The 14,744-nt window shown below is 73.6% G+C and carries 15 protein-coding genes; 3 read left to right on the top strand and 12 right to left on the bottom strand.

Annotation, left to right across the window (positions count from 1 at the left end):
• Positions 1-2 precede the first annotated feature (2 nt).
• A complete protein-coding gene (locus tag GA0070621_RS13975; RefSeq protein ID WP_091195514.1) occupies positions 3-1,211 on the top strand; it encodes an ABC transporter ATP-binding protein in 1,209 nt (402 codons plus the stop codon).
• Between the two features lie 51 nt (positions 1,212-1,262).
• Here GA0070621_RS13975 and GA0070621_RS13970 read toward each other — a convergent pair whose 3' ends face one another.
• From GA0070621_RS13970 to GA0070621_RS13960, 3 genes are read right to left on the bottom strand one after another with little or no spacing between them, the layout of a single operon-like run.
• Complete coding sequence (locus GA0070621_RS13970; RefSeq protein WP_091195511.1) at positions 1,263-3,359, bottom strand: xanthine dehydrogenase family protein molybdopterin-binding subunit; 2,097 nt, start codon at positions 3,357-3,359, stop codon at positions 1,263-1,265.
• Positions 3,356-4,342 carry an FAD binding domain-containing protein gene (locus GA0070621_RS13965; protein WP_091202402.1) on the bottom strand — a complete coding sequence of 329 codons (987 nt, stop codon included), beginning with the start codon at positions 4,340-4,342 and terminating at the stop codon, positions 3,356-3,358. The genes GA0070621_RS13970 and GA0070621_RS13965 overlap by 4 nt, the downstream gene beginning before the upstream one ends.
• Complete coding sequence (locus GA0070621_RS13960) at positions 4,339-4,887, bottom strand: 2Fe-2S iron-sulfur cluster-binding protein (RefSeq protein ID WP_091195508.1); 549 nt, start codon at positions 4,885-4,887, stop codon at positions 4,339-4,341. The genes GA0070621_RS13965 and GA0070621_RS13960 overlap by 4 nt, the downstream gene beginning before the upstream one ends.
• Before the next feature lie 78 nt (positions 4,888-4,965).
• Here GA0070621_RS13960 and GA0070621_RS13955 point away from each other — a divergent pair, with 78 nt between their 5' ends.
• Positions 4,966-6,069, top strand: a complete 1,104-nt coding sequence (locus tag GA0070621_RS13955) for an XdhC family protein (RefSeq protein WP_091195506.1) — start codon at positions 4,966-4,968, stop codon at positions 6,067-6,069.
• Positions 6,070-6,121: 52 nt separating this feature from the next.
• Here GA0070621_RS13955 and GA0070621_RS13950 read toward each other — a convergent pair whose 3' ends face one another.
• Genes GA0070621_RS13950 through GA0070621_RS13940 form a run of 3 tightly spaced genes read right to left on the bottom strand, consistent with a single transcriptional unit; the run spans position 6,122 to position 8,943 of the window.
• The gene (locus GA0070621_RS13950) at positions 6,122-6,964 is read right to left on the bottom strand and encodes a YybH family protein (RefSeq protein ID WP_157739988.1); all 843 of its coding nucleotides are present in this window, start codon (positions 6,962-6,964) and stop codon (positions 6,122-6,124) included.
• 59 nt (positions 6,965-7,023) lie between these two features.
• Positions 7,024-8,001 (bottom strand): sigma-70 family RNA polymerase sigma factor, encoded by a 978-nt coding sequence (locus GA0070621_RS13945; protein ID WP_091195500.1) that lies wholly within the window; start codon positions 7,999-8,001, stop codon positions 7,024-7,026.
• Positions 8,002-8,046: 45 nt separating this feature from the next.
• On the bottom strand, positions 8,047-8,943 hold the full coding sequence (locus tag GA0070621_RS13940; RefSeq protein WP_091195497.1) for a helix-turn-helix domain-containing GNAT family N-acetyltransferase: 897 nt from the start codon (positions 8,941-8,943) through the stop codon (positions 8,047-8,049).
• A gap of 130 nt (positions 8,944-9,073) precedes the next feature.
• On the opposite strand from GA0070621_RS13940, the gene GA0070621_RS13935 reads away from it, so the two are divergent.
• Positions 9,074-9,943, top strand: a complete 870-nt coding sequence (locus GA0070621_RS13935; RefSeq protein ID WP_407940339.1) for a hypothetical protein — start codon at positions 9,074-9,076, stop codon at positions 9,941-9,943.
• A 55-nt stretch (positions 9,944-9,998) separates the two neighbouring features.
• Here GA0070621_RS13935 and GA0070621_RS13930 read toward each other — a convergent pair whose 3' ends face one another.
• The 6 genes from GA0070621_RS13930 to GA0070621_RS13905 form a co-directional block, all read right to left on the bottom strand.
• Positions 9,999-10,205: a hypothetical protein gene (locus GA0070621_RS13930; RefSeq protein WP_091195492.1), complete on the bottom strand. Its 207-nt coding sequence runs from the start codon at positions 10,203-10,205 to the stop codon at positions 9,999-10,001.
• Positions 10,206-10,531: 326 nt separating this feature from the next.
• Positions 10,532-10,966, bottom strand: a complete 435-nt coding sequence (locus GA0070621_RS13925) for a hypothetical protein (protein ID WP_091195490.1) — start codon at positions 10,964-10,966, stop codon at positions 10,532-10,534.
• A gap of 3 nt (positions 10,967-10,969) precedes the next feature.
• Positions 10,970-11,386, bottom strand: coding sequence for an immunity 51 family protein (locus GA0070621_RS13920; protein ID WP_167666896.1), 417 nt, complete (start codon positions 11,384-11,386; stop codon positions 10,970-10,972).
• Entirely contained in the window at positions 11,383-12,357 is a 975-nt protein-coding gene (locus GA0070621_RS13915) for a hypothetical protein (protein WP_091195487.1), read from the bottom strand. Before GA0070621_RS13915 ends, GA0070621_RS13920 begins: the two co-directional genes overlap by 4 nt.
• 75 nt (positions 12,358-12,432) lie before the next feature.
• Positions 12,433-13,530 carry a winged helix DNA-binding domain-containing protein gene (locus GA0070621_RS13910; protein ID WP_091195484.1) on the bottom strand — a complete coding sequence of 366 codons (1,098 nt, stop codon included), beginning with the start codon at positions 13,528-13,530 and terminating at the stop codon, positions 12,433-12,435.
• Positions 13,531-13,639: 109 nt separating this feature from the next.
• Positions 13,640-14,371, bottom strand: a complete 732-nt coding sequence (locus tag GA0070621_RS13905) for a YsnF/AvaK domain-containing protein (RefSeq protein WP_091195481.1) — start codon at positions 14,369-14,371, stop codon at positions 13,640-13,642.
• Positions 14,372-14,744 lie beyond the last annotated feature (373 nt).

The following is a 14,744-nucleotide window of genomic DNA, read 5'->3' as shown; positions in this document are numbered from 1 at the left end:
TCGTGGCTGACATCGTGCTCGACAAGGTGAGCAAGCGGTTCCCGGACGGGACCATGGCGGTGCGGGACGTCGACCTGGAGATCGCCGACGGCGAGTTCGTGATCCTGGTCGGCCCGTCCGGCTGTGGGAAGTCCACCACCCTCAACATGATCGCCGGGTTGGAGGACATCAGCTCCGGCGAGCTGCGGATCGCCGGGCAGCGGGTCAACGACCGGGCCCCCCGGGACCGGGACATCGCCATGGTGTTCCAGTCGTACGCCCTGTATCCGAACATGACCGTGCGGGAGAACATGGCCTTCCCGTTGCGGCTGGCGAAGCTGGACAAGGAGACGATCAACCAGAAGGTGGACGAGGCGGCGAAGGTCCTGGAGCTGACGCCGCTGCTGGACCGCCGGCCGGCCAACCTCTCCGGTGGCCAGCGGCAGCGGGTGGCGATGGGCCGGGCGATCGTCCGCCAGCCCAAGGCGTTCCTGATGGACGAGCCGCTGTCCAACCTGGACGCCAAGCTGCGGGTGCAGATGCGTACGGTGGTGTCCCGGCTGCAGCGGCAGCTCGGCACCACGACCGTCTACGTCACCCACGACCAGACCGAGGCGATGACCCTCGGCGACCGGGTGGTGATCATGCGGGGCGGCGCGGTGCAGCAGGTCGGCCCGCCGCAGGAGCTCTACGACCACCCGGGCAACCTGTTCGTCGCCGGTTTCATCGGCTCGCCGTCGATGAACTTCCTGCACGCCGCCGTCGAGGAGGGGCACCTGCGGACCGCGCTGGGCGACGTGCCGATCGGCGACCGGGTACGCCGGCAACTGTCCGGGGCCGACGCGCCGCGCGAGCTGATCCTCGGCATCCGCCCGGAGCACTTCGAGGACGCCGCGTTGATCGACGACGAGACCCGCCGCCGGGGCATGGAGTTCGAGGCGCCGGTGGAGATCGTCGAGTCGATGGGTTCCGACAAGTACGTCCACCTCACGGTCGAGGGGGAGCGGGCCAGCGCCGCCGAGCTGGAGGAGTTGGCCGCCGACGTGGGCGCCGCCGACTTCAGCGGCGCCGGCACCGGCCTGGTCACCCGGCTGTCGGCGGAGTCGCCGGCGCGGGAGGGGGAGAGCCGGCGGGTCTGGTTCAACCTGGAGAAGATCCACCTCTTCGACCCGGCCTCCGGCCGGAACCTGACGGTGCACGAGGGGCGGGCGGGCGGCGCGCTCGCGGACTGACCGGCGCAACCGGGCGGACGGGACAGGGGCCGGTGGCGTTCCGCCGGCCCCTCAGCGCGCCGGCAGCCGGTCCAGCAGCTTGTCCAGCCGGACGGGCAGGTCGCGGATGCGGACGCCGGTGGCGTGGTGCACCGCGTTGGTGACGGCCGCGGCGCTGCCCACGATGCCGATCTCGCCGATGCCCTTCACCCCGGCCGGGTTCAGCTCGGCGTCCTCCTCCGGCAGCCAGTACGCCTCGATCCGCTCGACGTCGGCGCAGGCGCTGACGTGGTAGGTGGCGAGGTCGTGGTTGACCCAGTCGCCGTACCGCTCGTCGAGCAGGCCCTCCTCGTGCAGGGCCATCGACACGCCCATGGTCATGCCGCCGATGAACTGGCTGCGGGCGGTGGTCGGGTTCACGATCCGCCCGGCGGCGAAGACCCCGAGCATCCGGTTGAGGCGGATCTCGCCGGTGTCGACGTCGACCCGTACCTCGGCGAAGTGGGCGCCGTAGGCGTACCGGGGCCGGGCCGGCTGGGCCCGGATCTCGTCGGCGGTGCTCGCCTCGACGGTCAGCCCCTCGGCCGGCACCGGGTCGCCGGGTGACTCGCGCAGCCGCTCGCGCAGCCCCTCGCAGGCGCGGATGACCGCCCAGCTCCAGGAGGCGGTGCCCATCGAACCGCCGGCCACGCCGGCCGGGGGCAGCGCGCTGTCGCCGATCCGGATCGCCACCCGGTCGGCGGGCACCGCCAGGGCGTCCACGGCCACCTGCCACAGGGCCGTACGGGCGCCGGTGCCGATGTCGGTGGCGTTGATCCGTACCTCGAAGGTGCCGTCCGGTGCGGCGGTCGCCGCCGCCGCGGCGGGCCGGGACCGGGCCGGGTAGCTGGACCCGGCGACCCCGGTGCCGACCAGCCACCGCCCGTCGCGCCGGAGGCCGGGCGTCGGGTCCCGGTCGGCCCAGCCGAACCGGCGGGCCCCCTCGCGCAGGCAGGCGACCAGGTTCCGGCTGCTGAACGGCTGCCCCTGCTCGGGGTCGACCGGCGGGTCGTTGCGGATCCGCAGCTCGACCGGGTCGACGCCGCAGGCGGTCGCCAGCTCGTCCATCGCCGACTCCAGCGCGTACGCGCCGGGGCACTCGCCGGGGGCGCGCATCCAGAACGGGGTCGGCACGTCCAGCCGCACCACGCGGTGGGTGGTGCGCCGGTGGCGGCCGGCGTACATGCCGCGGGTGTAGACAGCGGTCTGTTCGGTGAACTCGTGGATCGTCGAGGTCTGGCTGATCGCGTCGTGGCAGACCGCGGTGATCCGGCCGTCGGCGTCGGCGCCGAGGCGGACCCGCTGGATGGTGGGGGTGCGGTAGCCGATCGGGCCGAAGAGCTGCTGGCGGGTCAGGGCGAGCCGGACCGGGCGGCCCACCTGCCGGGCGGCGAGCGCGGCGAGCACCACGGGCGCCTTGGCGGCCCCCTTGCTGCCGAAGCCGCCGCCGACGTGTTCGGTGATCACCCGGACCGCCTCGTCGGGCAGCCCGAACAGCCCGGCGAGGGTGGCCTGGACGGAGGTCGAGCCCTGGTTGGAGTCGTGCACCAGCAGCCGCCCGTCCCGCCACCGGGCGGTGGCGGCGTGCGGTTCCATCGGGTTGTTGTGGTGGGCCGGGGTGCGGTAGGTGGCGTCGACGCGGATCTGGGCGGCGGCGAAGCCGGCGTCGAAGTCCCCGTCGGCGGTGTCGGCCGGGTACGCCGGGTTGACCTTGTCCGGCCGGTACAGGCCCGGGTGGTGTTCGGTGAGGACGGTGCTGTGCGGTTCGGTGTCGTAGTCGACGCGGACCAGCCGGGCGCCCTCCCGGGCCGCTTCGAGGGTCTCGGCGACCACGACCGCGATCAGTTCGCCCCGGTAGTGCACGGCCGGCTCCTGCAACAGGAACAGGGTGGCGTCCACGCCGGGCACCAGGCGCGGCGCGTGGCCGTGGTGCAGCACGTCGAGCACTCCGGGTACGGCCAGCGCCGGGGCCGCGTCGATCCGGGTGATCCGGCCCCGGGCGGCGCCGGCCGGCACCGCCCAGCCGTACGTCACGTCGTCGGTCGGGAACTCGACGGCGTACCGGGCGGCGCCGGTCACCTTGTCCCGGCCCTCCAGCCGGGGGTGCGCCACGCCCACCTCGGTGCTCACGGCCGGCCCGCCAGCTCGGTCAGCGCCCGTACGGTGAGGTTGCGGATCAGCGGCACCTTGAAGGCGTTGTGTTCCAGCGGGCGGGCGGCGGCGAGTTCGGTGTCGGCGGCGTGGGCGGCCAGCTCGGGGGTGAACGGCCGGCCGCGCAGCGTCTGCTCCGCCCGGTGGGCCCGCCACGGGCGGTGCGCCACCGCCCCGTACGCCAGCCGGACGTCGCGGACCACGTCGCCGGCCAGGTCGAGGGCGGCGGCCACCGAGCCGGCCGCGAAGGCGAACGACGCCCGGTCGCGCGCCTTGTGGTACGACGAGCGGCGGGCGACCGGCGACGGCGGCAGGCGTACGGCGGTGATCAGCGCGCCCCGGGGCAGGGTGGTCTCCTGCTCGGGCCGGTCGCCGGGTTCGCGGTGCAGTTCGGTGAGGGGGATCTGCCGGGGGCCGTCCGGTGCGTGCAGTTCGACCTCGGCGTCGAGCGCGACCAGGGCGACCGCCATGTCGGACGGGTGGGTGGCCACGCAGTGCTCGGACCAGCCGAGTACGGCCAGGTCGCGGTTCTGCCCGTGCCGCGCCGCGCAGCCGGTGCCGGGCTCGCGCTTGTTGCACGCCTTCGAGGTGTCCTGGAAGTAGGCGCAGCGGGTGCGTTGCAGCAGGTTGCCGCCGGTGGTGGCCATGTTGCGCAGCTGTCCGGAGGCGGCGGCGAGCAGCGCCCGGGCGAGCACCGGGTAGTCGCGCCGGACGACCGGGTGGGCGGCGAGGTCGCTGTTGCGTACGTTCGCGCCGATGCGTATCCCGCCGTCGGGCAGGGTCTGCACGGTGTCCAGCGGCAGTCGGGTCACGTCGACCAGCAGGCTCGGCCGTTGCACCCCGAGTTTCATCAGGTCCACCAGGTTGGTGCCGCCGGCCAGGTACGCGGCGTCGGGCTCGGCGTCGAGGAGGGCGACGGCCTCGGCGACCTCGGTGGGCCGGTGGTAGCGGAAGGGCCTCACCGGGCCGCCGCCTCGCGGACCGCGGCCACGATGTTCGGGTACGCCGCGCAGCGGCACAGGTTTCCGCTCATCCGTTCCCGGATCTCCGGGTCGGTGAGTTCCGCGGGCGCGGTCAGGTCCGCGGTCACCGCGCTGGGCCAGTCGCGGGCCACCTCGTCGAGCATGCCCTGGGCGGAGCAGAGCTGTCCGGGGGTGCAGTAGCCGCACTGGAAGGCGTCGTGGGTGATGAAGGCGGCCTGGATCGGGGCGAGGCCGTCGGGGCCGGCGAGCCCTTCCACGGTGACCACCGGGCGGCCGTCCAGCGTCACGGCCAGGATCAGGCAGCTCTTGACCCGCCGGCCGTCGAGCAGCACGGTGCACGAGCCGCACTGGCCGTGGTCGCAGCCCTTCTTGCTGCCGGTCAGGCCGAGTCGGTCCCGTACGGCGTCCAGCAGGGTGGTGCGGTTGTCCAGGCTCAGGTCGTGCTCGACGCCGTTGACGACGAGGGTGACCCGGGACGACCAGTCGTCGTCCGCCGGTTTTCCGCTGTCCCGCCCGCTGCGCACCGCGTCAGACTACCGTTTACCGCGACATCCACTGACAAATACGGGCATACGCCCGGAACTGGCGATCGGTGAAGCCGCATGCGCGACGTCCTGGCCGCGGCCCACGACTGGCGGCTACGCCGGATCCCTTTCGGACTGGCGACCGTGGTCGCCAGCAGCGCGGGCACCGCCACCGCCCCCGGCGACCTGCTCGCCGTCGACCCCACCGGCGACGTACGCGGCGGCGTCCCGGCCGGCTGCGTCGAGTCGGCGGTGCTCGACGCCGCGGCCGAGACCCTGCGTACCGGCCGGGCCCGGCTGGCCCGCTACCCGGTGGGCGAGGACGGCCCCTGGCCGGCCCGGCCCGGCTGCGCCGGAACCGTCGAGATCCTGCTACGCCGGGTCACCGCCGACGGGCCGACCGCACGCTCCCTGGCCGCGCTCACCGGGCCTGACCCGGCCGCCGTGGCGACCGTGGTGGGCGGCCGGGCACCGTTCGCCGCCGAACTGGTGATCCGTCGGAGCCGGACCGACGGCACGCTCGGCACCGCCGACCTGGACCAATGGGCCGTCGACCGGGCGGCCGGGCTGCCGGCCGGCACGGTCGTGCTGCGCCACGGCGAACGCCCCGGCGTACGCGTGCTGTTCCAGGTGACACCGGCCGCGCCACGGATGCTGCTGTTCGGCGCCACCGCCGTCGCCGCGGCCCTCGCCCGGCTCGGATCGGACCTGGGCTACCGGGTTGTCGTCTGCGACCCACGACCCGCGTTCGCCACCGTCGCACGGATGCCCGCCGCGCACGAGGTGCACCGGGCCTGGCCGCACCGCCTGCTCGCCGCCACCCCGGTCACCGCGGACACGGTGCTCTGCCTGCTCGGCCACGATCCCCGCTACGAGCAACCGCTGCTGCGTGCGGCCCTGGACACCCCCGCCGGCTACCTCGGGGTGCTCGGCAGCCGCGCGGCACACGCGGCCCGCCTGGCCCGGCTACGCGCCGACGGGGTCCCCGAGGCGCACCTGGCCCGGCTACGCGCGCCCGCCGGGCTGGACCTCGGCGGACACGGCCCCGTCGAGACCGCGCTGGCGATCGCCGCCGAGCTGGTGGCCTGGCGGCACGGCGGCACCGGCCACCCACTGTCCGGGCTGACCGGCCCGATCCACGCCGCCCGCCCGACCGGCGTACCCGAGGCGGCGACGCGGTGACGCCGGCCGGACCGGTTCGGGTGGGCGGGGCCATGACGGCCCCGCCCGCGTCTCACGGCCGCAGATCGGTGCGGGCGGCACCCGACCCCGGGTCGTACGGGAACGACAGGTGCTGATGCACCATCGACCAGCCGCCCTCGGTACGCCGGAACACGCGCGTGCCCCGCGACCAGGACTCGTCGAGTCGCCCGTCCGGCGTCTCGACCCGTACCCGGTTGAATCCCCACGCCACGGCGAGGTCGTCCCGTGCCACGACGGTCAGGTCGGGCACCTGCCAGGTCACCTCGCCGGAGCCGGCCGCCAGGCCGCGTTGACACACCTGCCGCACCCGCGCCAGGCCGACGTACTCCAGCGGCACCTCGTGCTCGTACGACACCACGTCATCGGCGATGTGCGCCATGAGCCCGTCCAGGTCCTTCGCCGCCGTACGGTCGAACCACCGCTCGTGCACCTCCCGGATCTCCTGCTCGGAGGCCGCGGCGTCCTCGGCCCCGGCGAGCGGGAACGAGTGGTGCTCGTGCGTGACCACCCACCGCCCGTCGTCCTTGCGGAGCCCGAGCGTGATCCGTAGCCGGTGGCCGGGGTGCCGCGCGAGGTGCTCCGGCGCGCCGCAGCGCAGGAGCGCGTGGGCGAACGCCACGTCGGCGCCGGCGGTCACCTCCAACCGGACGATCTCGAAGACCGCCCCGCCGGCGAGCCAGCGGAAGAACGGCGGCCACGCGTCGCGGTACGCGTCGATGCCCCGCACGCCGTCCTGCGGCGGCGGCACGTCGAACATCACGACGTCCTCGGCGTGGTCGGCGAGCACGCCCGCCAGGTCGCCCTTCTGGATCGCGGCCACCCACCGCTCGATGAGGTCACCGATGAGCTTCTCGTCATCCTCGTATCTCTGCATTTGACTGCCTCCTTCACCGGTGGAACCCGGCGAGACGGCCGAACTCATCGCACCGGCGGTCAGCCCGGCAGGTTCGCGGGCAGGCCGAACGCTCCGAAGTCGGCGTCGAGGAACGACACGACCTCCGCGACGCCGAACCGGCGCAGCGTGAGCACGTCCAGCCCGCCGGGGACGAAGACGCCGACGTCGCCGTCCCGGCGGTAGGTGCCGAAGGCGAGCTGGCCGTTCGCGGTGGCCGGCACGAAACGCCAGCGGCACGCCAGGGGGCCGTCGAGCAGGAACCCACGGATCGCGTCCCGGCCGGTGAACCAGGACCGCAGCGGCGGCATCGAGTATTTCGCGTCGTCGGTGAGCATGGCGACGATCCGGTCGACGTCGCCCTCCTCCCACGCCGCCGCGTACCGCCGGGCCAGATCGCGCACCGCCGGGTCGCCCAACTCGCGCAGCGTCGCCTGCTGGGTGACGGCGGGCAGCCCCGCGTCGAGCACCCCGCGGGCGCGCTGCAACGCGCTGTTGACCGAGGCAACGCTCGTGTCGAGCTGTTCGGCCACCTCGCGCGCGGTGAAGCCGAGCACCTCCCGCAGCAGCAGCACCGCCCGCTGCCGGCCGGGCAGTCGCTGCACCGCCGCGACGAACGACAGCTCCAGGCTCTCCCTGGCCAGGGCCCGCCCCTCGGGGCCCAACCGGTCGTCCGGGTACGGATCAAGCCAGGCGGCCTCGGCGTCGGGTGCGCCGGCGGCATGAAGGTCGGCGGGCAACTCCCGACGGGTACGCCGGTCCAGCATCGACAGACAGCGGTTGGTGGCGATCCGGTAGAGCCACGGCCGGATCGAACCCCGGTCCTCGAAACGCTCCAGCGCGCGCCAGGCCCGTACCAGGGTCTCCTGTACCGCGTCCTCCGCGTCGTGAGTCGAGCCGAGCATCCGGTAGCAGTGGGCGTGCAACTGCCCGCGCAGCGGGCCGACCATCGCGGCGAAGGCGTCCGCGTCTCCGGCCCGCGCCGCCAGCAGCACGTCGGGATCCGTCGCGTACGCCATCAGGTCAGCCTTCCACAGCGCCCCGATCAGCCGGTGCGTACGCCGTCACGGCGCGAGGCGTTTCTCGAACCAGTGGTGGGCGTAGTGCTCGGCGTTGTACGCCTCGATCTCCCGGTAGCCGGCCGAGCGGTACATCGCGATCGCCTCGGTGAGGTTGCGATTGGTGTCCAGCCGGACAGCGGCCCAGCCGCGCTCGGCGGCGTACCGTTCCAGCTCGCTCAGCATCCGCCGGCCGACCCCGAGCCCGCGCACGGTGTCCGCCACCCAGACGCGCTTGATCTCGGCGGGTGCGTCGCGGTGCAGCTTGACCGCGCCGCAGGCGACGGGCTCGGCGTTGAGGGTGGCGAGCAGGAACACGCCGGCGGGCGGGACCAGTTCCTCGTCGTGGACCGGGTTGCTCAGCGCCGGGTCGAACCCGTCGTCGAACCGTCGCATGACGTCGCGGGCGTACGCCCGTACGCACGCCCGGGCCCGGGGATCGCCCGGTGGGCACGGCTCGATGACCACCATCGACGAGACGAGCAGCCGTTCGACCTCGGCCATCGCCGCGGCGAGCCGTTCACGGCGGTGCTCGGTGAGCGGCGCGAGGATCGACCAGGCGAGTTCGTCGGAACGTCGGTCGAGTTCGACCCACTCGGCCTGCCCGGCCTCGGTGAGCGTGGCCGCCCGTACCCGTGCGTCGCCGCCGACCTGCTCGGCCGGGCCGACGGTGACGAGCCCGTCGCCTTCGAGGGCGCGCAGCAGCCGGCTCAGGTATCCCGAGTCCAGGCCGAGCCGGGCCCGCAGCGCCGCGACCTCGGCGCCGCCGGGGCCGATCTCCCACAGCAGCCGTGCCTGCGCGAGCGGGCGTCCCCGGGCCATGTACTCGTCGTCGAGCGCCCCCACCCGCTGGGTGACCGTCCGGTTGAACCGCCGCACCGCGGCGACAAGCTCCGAGTCCATACGCCTGACTTTAGTCAGGCAATTGAGGGTGGCGCCAGTAGGTGGCCGATCGGCGAACGGGCACCCGCCGCCGACGTCGACCTCGGCTCGTGCCGTCGTGGGGCAGCGGTGGGCGGGAGGCCGTGACAGGATGCGGCCCGTGCGTCCTGGACCACCTCTCCTGATCGGCGCGGTGGCGTTCGCCGGGCTGCACGCCGCCGGCGTACTGGTCGCCCAGCCGGTCTGGCGCTACGCCGAGGTGCTGAGCCTCGGCCTGCTCCTCGCCTACGCCCTGGTCAGCGGAGTGCCGGCACCCCGCTGGGCGGTTCCGGCGGCCCTCACGGTGCTGCTCCTCGACGCGGTCCGGACGACGCCACCCGCCCCGGGCACCGAACGCCACGTCCTGATGATCGAGCGGGGCGCCGACCTCGACGTGCCGTCCGGCTTCGAGTCGGGCCTCACCCTCTGCTGGGCGTCGTTGACCGCCGTGGCGGTGCTGCTGACCGTGTGGCGCCGCGACGGCTGGCACCGGCGGGTCACGGCCGGCGCGGCGGTGGCCGCCCTACTGGTCGCCGGGTACGCCGTCGTCCGGGTCGTCGACATCTGGCTCGCCGTCCGGGCCGAACCCCGGCCGTACCTGCACGGCACCGACTCGGCCGACCCGGTGATCGCCGTGGGCCTGGCGGTGCTGCCGCCGCTGGCGCTCGGGTTGACCGCGCTGGCACTCGCCACGGCGCTGGCCGGGCACGGCCGGCGGCTCGCCTCGGCCGGCGCGGTGTTGCTCGCCGTGGTCGCGCTGCCGTACCTGGACGCGAGCATCGGCGCGGTGCCGCTGCCCCTGTACGCGGCCGACCGCACCGCCATGTTCGCCGGCAACGCCATCACGCCCACGTTGTCGCTGCCGCGCCCCGTTCCGGCGCTCACCGTGGCCGTGGAACTGGCCGCCTACCTGCTGCTCGTTGTGGGCCTGACCGGTTCCCGCCGCCCGACCCGCGCCGTGACGACGGAGCCGGCCGGATAGCGGCATCGAGAGGCCTCCGTCGCTGTCATCTGTTTCCGGGGCCGCGCGCCAGTAGTCAGTCACCGGCCGGCCCGCTTCGGCGGCGCCGCAACGAGGTGGATCCGCGCAAGGTGGCTCGCGCGAACACCGCGAGGGCCCGGAGGATCTCGGGTCGATCGTGAGGTTCCGTTCCCCGAAGCGCCACGATGGCGACGAGCGCGAGCAGGCAGGCCGGCGCGGTGAGAGAGATCAGCAGGAGGAATCCGACCGTGGAGAGATTCATTTCTCGCCCCATTCTCTGCTGAACGAGCGGGGCGTCGTGCAAGCTCAGCTCGATCAGCGAACACGCTGAAGAAGCTGAGTTCCTGCTCCGGCGGGTCTCAGATGCGGGCCGAGCCCGCGCTCCAACAAGTCGGGGGACACATTGGTCCCGTTGTCCGGAGGTCTCTTCCGTCACGGCTCAACAGAGCGGTGACCGATGATGCCGGGTGACCACGACGGGTCAGTACAGGTGCTTGGCCGGATTACCGAAGCCCCGACCAGCACCTCCGTGCTGACGACACCATCGCTGAGGAATACTCCCCTCCTGCGATGGGTCCGATTCTCGCATCAGCACCCGGAAGATCGCCACACGCCGGCACCGGCCGTCCGGTCCAGCAATGCCCAGTAATCTCGTACCGGGTCCTGAGCTGTCAGCCATCGTTGCATCGCCTCGATCGACGCCCGGTGGGACTCCGAGCAGACGTCGTACCACCGGTGCAACAGCAACTCGTGTACGCGCACGGCGCGGTCGGCGAATTCGAGCACCCAGGCGTCCACGGCGGCGGCGACCTCCTCGGCATGCCCGCGCAGCAGGGCGGTGCAGTCGATGTCCGTGGCGATCTGGTATCCGTCGCCGACCGCGACGATGGAGAACTCGACCGTTCGATCACGCGTGCCGACGTCGACCGTCTGTGCGAAACCGATGATCTCGTCCCCGGTGGGCAGGGCCATGCCGTCGCGGGCCGCGCCGGGCGGCAACACGTAGTGAACCCAGAACGTCATGGGTCAGTCGTCGAATTCGAACCCGTTGGCGGCGGCGGTCGCGACCAGTTGGCGCATTCGGTCGGCGTCGGTGGCGACGGCCGCCATCCGCGCGGCCAACTCTTCCAGCGCCGATCGGTCCGTACCGTAGGCGCAGAACATGCCGCCCTCGGGGTCGTACGCGAAGCGGGACTCCAGGGCGGGTGCCTCGGTGCTGACGAGCAGTTGCGCGACGCCTTCCCAGAAATATCCGTTGGGTTCGTGCCCCAGTTCCTCGATCACGTCGTCCACCGCGGTGGTTCCCGCGTCCAGCAGCAGGGAGTATTTGCCGGGGTTCGTTTCGACGAGTCTCAGCGGATGCACCGAGGCATGCTGGCACACCCCGATGACGAGCGGCAAGGAGACCCGGCGCGCGTCCGAACGGGTCTGCCGGCCGATCACCGTTCGAAGAGGAGAGACCCGAGTCTGGCCGTACCCTGTCGCAGGGCGCCCGGGCCGTTGGCGGCCTCGATCAGCACCCGCCGGCAGCCGTCGGCCTCGGCGTAGACCATTCCGGTGGGCAGGTGCAACACGGCGAAGCGGCTGCTCGGCGTACTGCACGCGGTGGCCGGAGCGGCGGTCGTCAGTTCGTGCCGGATCGCCGTCCACCGCCCGGCGGGAAGCTTGCCGCCCGACTCGAAGTCGCCGGCCGGCTTTCCGCCGCCCTGTTCGCTCTCGGGAACCCGGTAGACGCAGACGCGGACCTCCGCGTCGTCGCCGGCCAGGGACGCCGGGACGTCGTGCCGGCCCCCGCCGGACTGGCCCGCCACCCACACCATGTCCGCCCATTTTTGGCTGCATCCGCTGGCCACGGCCTGGTCCGACTCGATTTCCCGCAGCACGCGCGTCGTGACCTGCCGGGTCGGCAACTGTTCGTACGCCGTGCGGAACTCCTGCCGTGGCTTGTGGCAGGCGTTGGTGGGGATGCCGGGGCGTACCCAGCGGCCCTGTGCGTCCAGGAGCGCCAGCCACGGGACGAACGGCATCTCCATGGTGCAGAACCCGGCCGTCGGCTTCGCGTCGGGCAGCCGTAGGGCTGCCGTCAGCGCGGCCACGTCGTCCGCCCGCTCCTCCACGGCGACCCAGTCCGAGCCGCCGCTGGGCCGCTGCCGCGGCTGTACCAGACAGACGACCGCGGCCACCGGCTGGAACCCGTCATCCATGTGGGGCAGCGAGAGGGCCGCCTGGCTGTCGTCGGGCTCGATCCCGGTCACGGGTGTGGCGGCCTCGCACGACTCCCATTGCGGGTGGACCGTGAGCGTGCCCGGGAGGCGTGGGGACTCCGAGGTGCCGTCGCCGGCCGGTGCCGGGCGGGCGCAGCCGGCCACCGCCAACGCCAGGACGATCATGCAGGCCGCTGCCCGGACCGTCATGCCCACTCGCAACGTCGTCACGTGCGGTGAGACGACGGAACGCCGTCGTGGGTTCCACCCGCGGCGGCGACGAGGTCACGGACGCAGTGGTAGACCGAGGAAGCGGGCGTAGTCGGCGAGGGCCGAGTCGACGCGGGACCGCAGCGCGGTGTCGAACGTGGTCAGCGGGTGCACGGCCACCGTGACGCCGGCCTTGCCGACCGTCCGCTTCCAGGTGCCGACCACCCGTCCGCCCCGGACCACGGTGGACTGGAAGACGCCGTTGCCGCCGGGGACGACGGCCGCGGCGTGCGCCGGGTCGAGCATCAGCGTGCGGTCCTTGAAGCCGAGCAGATACTCGTCGAAGCCGGGCAGCGTGTGCACGTCGTCGACCGGTTCGCGGGGCGCGTCGAGCAGGGCGGCGTCGACCACCGCCGGCGTGCCGTCGACGTCCACGGCGGCGAGGGCGTCGCCGGCTACCGCGATGCCGCGCGTGGCGTCGGTGACGGTCAGGCCGGTCCAGCGGGCGAGGTCGTGCCGGGTGACCGGGCCGTGGCTGCGCACGTACCGCAGGGCGAGCAGCCCGAGTGCCTCGTCGCGGTCGGGGTGGTGCGGGTCGGGCACCCACTCGTCGAGCAGGGTGAACGTCTGCTCGCTGCCGATGTGGGGGGCGATGCAGGTGATGCCGTGCACGGCGGTGTGCCAGAGCAGGTGGTAGCCGCGCTGCCCGCCGGTGTCGATGCCGGCGGCGTTGAGCGCGGCCAGGCACTGGGCGCGGGTGAGCCGGCCGCCGCCGGTCAGCGCGTCGCCGAGCACGTCGGCGGCGCGCCGCGCGTCGGCCTCGGTGAGCCCGAGCTGGGCGCGGCGGGTGGCGGCGGCGGCCAGGGTGCGTACGCCGGTCACCGCCAGCATCCAGTGGGCGTCGCGGGACGGGACCAGGTGCACGGTGCCGCGCATCGGCCAGGTCCGCAGCGCCTCCCGCCGTTCCAGCGCCGCCCGTACGTCGGCCTGGGTGCGTCCCGGCAGGCGTACGCCGAGTGACCACAGGCCGCTGGCCGCGTCCTGGGCCTGCATGGCGCCGAACCACTCGACCACGCCGGCCACGCTGCCGGGGCGGGCGTGCGGGTGTGGGCGCAGCAGCAGGCTGGTCATCCGCAACGCCAGCGCCTCGGCGCCGGTGAGTCGTACGGGCACGGCCAGCCTCCCGACGGTCGGTGGACGGCCAGCATAGGTGGGCCCACCGACGTTTCCGCCGGACGCGACCGGGTGGGCGGTCGTGCCCGCCCACCCGGAATGTCGCCGGTCAGTCGGCGGGTCGTGCCTGTTCCGGCACGTCGGTGTCGATCACCTCCCGCTGGACCTGCGCGTGGACCGGCCGTTCCTCGACGACCTCGTGGCTGGTCAGCCGGACCCGTTCGACCGGGACCCGTTCCTTGACCGCCACCGGGTGTTCGGCGTACAGCACCAGTTCGCGTTGGTCCTCGCCGATCCCGGGCCGGACGTCGCCGCGCTCCGCCGGGCTGATCGGCTCGCGGACGACGCTGACCTCGTCGTGCTCGACCGGCACGGTGGTGTGCACGTTCTCGGCCACCACCCGCTTGCGCAGCCGCGCGGTGCCGACCGGCTCGCTTCGGGTGCCGACCCGCAGCCGTTCCTCGGAGCGGATCAGCTCCGGCGGGGCAGCCGTGCGCGGTGGCGGCTGTTGCTCCGGTTGCCCGGTGGGCAGCTGGTAGTGGCGGTAGAGCTGGGTGAGCTGGTCCACGCCCAGCGGCTGGTCGGTGCCGCTGTCCACGGCGGGGGCGGTGCGTACGGTGGATTTGTCGTACGGCATCCGTACCCGGCCCTCCTGCAACCGTGCGGTGTGCAGTGGGGCCATCGACTCGTGGCGGCCGGGGACGCCGGTTCGCACGCTGACCCAGGTGGGCTCGCCGGCGGCGTCGGCCCAGACCTGGCCCACGCTGCCGATCTTCGCGCCCGAGCGGTCCTGGACGTCCTGCCCGTACAGCGAGCGGATCTGCTGCTCGGTCAGTCGCATGGTTCGTCCTTCCTCTCGGGGTCACGGAGAGGATCCCCGCGGGGCGGTCGGGCATGCCGGGGAAGTCGGACGAATAGGAGGGGCAGCAGCAGAACCCCTGATCGCGCTACGCCAGCCGCGCTGCGGGCGGAGCGCGATCCCCCGTTCAGGTTCCCGGTGTCGGTCGGCGGGCCGGCCTGCACCCGGTGCGTTCAGGATCCCCGGTGTCCGGGTCGCCGCGGCGGATCGGCAGGGAATTTGCGTAAACCTTGAGCCATGGCAGGTGTTCGGGCGGGGGATCGGCTCGCCGGGCTGCGCCGGCCGGTCTGCGGCGTTTGTCCCGGCCGGCAGGGGGTAGTCGCCGGAGCCGATCCCGGCACCGACATCGAGGAGG

The sequence above is a fragment of the Micromonospora narathiwatensis genome, from assembly GCF_900089605.1.
Classification (GTDB): Bacteria; Actinomycetota; Actinomycetes; order Mycobacteriales; family Micromonosporaceae; genus Micromonospora; species Micromonospora narathiwatensis.
The sequence above is the reverse complement of the archived record's forward strand: the minus strand, read 5'-3'. Positions and strand labels throughout refer to the sequence as shown.

Excerpts from the sequence above, each read along its gene's own strand:
- GA0070621_RS13955 (WP_091195506.1), top strand. The coding sequence starts at position 4,966 with ATGCGCGACGTCCTGGCCGCGGCCCACGACTGGCGGCTACGCCGGATC.
- GA0070621_RS13950 (WP_157739988.1), bottom strand. The coding sequence starts at position 6,964 with ATGCAGAGATACGAGGATGACGAGAAGCTCATCGGTGACCTCATCGAG.
- GA0070621_RS13945 (WP_091195500.1), bottom strand. The coding sequence starts at position 8,001 with ATGGCGTACGCGACGGATCCCGACGTGCTGCTGGCGGCGCGGGCCGGA.
- GA0070621_RS13940 (WP_091195497.1), bottom strand. The coding sequence starts at position 8,943 with ATGGACTCGGAGCTTGTCGCCGCGGTGCGGCGGTTCAACCGGACGGTC.
- GA0070621_RS13935 (WP_407940339.1), top strand. The coding sequence starts at position 9,074 with ATGCGGCCCGTGCGTCCTGGACCACCTCTCCTGATCGGCGCGGTGGCG.
- GA0070621_RS13930 (WP_091195492.1), bottom strand. The coding sequence starts at position 10,205 with ATGAATCTCTCCACGGTCGGATTCCTCCTGCTGATCTCTCTCACCGCG.
- GA0070621_RS13925 (WP_091195490.1), bottom strand. The coding sequence starts at position 10,966 with ATGACGTTCTGGGTTCACTACGTGTTGCCGCCCGGCGCGGCCCGCGAC.
- GA0070621_RS13915 (WP_091195487.1), bottom strand. The coding sequence starts at position 12,357 with ATGACGGTCCGGGCAGCGGCCTGCATGATCGTCCTGGCGTTGGCGGTG.
- GA0070621_RS13905 (WP_091195481.1), bottom strand. The coding sequence starts at position 14,371 with ATGCGACTGACCGAGCAGCAGATCCGCTCGCTGTACGGGCAGGACGTC.